The organism is Ditibartonella apis (assembly GCF_001952075.1).
Lineage (GTDB): Bacteria > Pseudomonadota > Alphaproteobacteria > Rhizobiales > Rhizobiaceae > Bartonella > Bartonella apis.
In genome coordinates this window covers 1-1,633 of record NZ_LXYU01000013.1, presented here as the reverse complement: position 1 = coordinate 1,633, position 1,633 = coordinate 1, and the positions used below count along the sequence as shown (strand labels likewise).

Sequence of the window (1,633 nt, the reverse complement as noted above, 5' to 3'; positions counted from 1 at the left end):
GCATCATATTCTGTGTCGTACCACTGCCCGCCAATATTGATCTGGACTTTTTCACCATTTGCCACACTGAGCGCATGGTCGGTCTTAATGTAAATTGTCGGCCGCGTATCGCTGGTAACATAGTCGTGCGTATCATTACCGGTATCCTGTGTGATACCGGAAATTTTTGCATTGTTGGCAATTGTTCCGGTGAGAACGGTAAAATCCCAGTTACCGGTCGGAATACCGATATTACCAACATCATCAACCGGCCTTGCCTGGAACGAATGGTCGCCATCTTTCAAAGCAGTATCAGGTGTATAGCTCCATGTATATTGCCCGTTATTTTCAACAACCTTGGCTTCCCCGATTTTTTCACCATGGTCATAGATAAAGACCTTCTCGGTGTCCGCTGTTGCCGAACCGCTATAGGTCGGCTTATTGTCATTTGTCTTGCCGTGTTCGTTAATGGTACCGGTGGTTTCCGCTACGTCGTCAGTCAAGTCGACAGACGTTAAAGCATTCGGCGCAGTCAAATCGATCGTATAATCGAAAACGGGTGATTTAACGCTTTCATTGCCGGCTGCATCAACAGATGTTGCCTGAAAATGATGTTCCCCTTCCGGTAACGGGCTTTGAACAGAATATTCCCAGTTGCCGTTGGAATCGGCCTTCACTCTATCAACAAGATGTGTCTCGCCATTCACCGTATCATAAATATTGACCATGCCATTCGGCTCGGCGCCATGGCCTTTCAAAGTCGGCGTTGTATCGTCACTTGCCTTACCGGAGGTAAGATCCTCCTGTTTGCCACCGACATCATCGCCGGCACTGTCAATCACAGGAACATTGTTATTTTGTGTGTCGACAACAAGGTCGAAACTGTCAGACTTCGTCGAATTATTTGGAAGTAATGCCTCCGCAACAATCGTATGACTACCATCGGAAAGGGGCAGCTTGTCTGTCGGCCAGACAAATGCCCAGTCGCCATTGGAATCGGCATTGACTTTGCCGATTTCTGTTCTCACTCCATCAATATCAGTATAGATAGTGACAGTCGAATTGGCCGTTGCACGTCCATGCAATTCCGGCGTTGCGTCATTGGTGAGGCCACCGTCGGAAATCTTTCCGGTGTAATCTCCGGTGGAATTCTTTTGGTCATCAACAGCGTAAAGGATGCTGACTTCGACACTTGTCGGATCAACAGTGACCGAAGTCGAATCGCTTTTTGCACTTTCATTTCCTGCCGCATCGGTGACCGATGTTACAAATTCGTAAGAACCTTTATCAAGCGGATTTTCCGGTGTCCACGACCATTTGCCCGAGGACGGGTCGACCGTTGTTTCGCCAAGCTTGACATATTTATCGCCGACCTTGTTGTAAATGGTAACCTTGTCGCCCACTTGCGGGTTTTGAACAGTACCACTGAATGTCGGGGTCTGATCGGGTGTCGTGTCATTATTCGAAATCGAACCGATCTTGGGTTCCTGATCTGATTGAAGAGAAGGAACATCCGGCTGGTTTGGAGCTTGATTATCATAAACAATCGGATATTCGCCGGTTTTTGAACTCGAAGCACCTAACTGGTCAACCGCTTGAACGGTAAACTTATATTCCGTTCCACGACCATCGGTCGAGGTATCTTTCATGGCAT

1 protein-coding gene is annotated in these 1,633 nt (G+C 47.8%); it reads right to left on the bottom strand.

Translation table 11 applies throughout. The annotated features are described in order from the left end of the window. On the bottom strand, nucleotides 1–1,633 hold a 1,633-nt coding region (locus PEB0122_RS11550; RefSeq protein ID WP_198936010.1), incomplete at both ends, for an Ig-like domain-containing protein.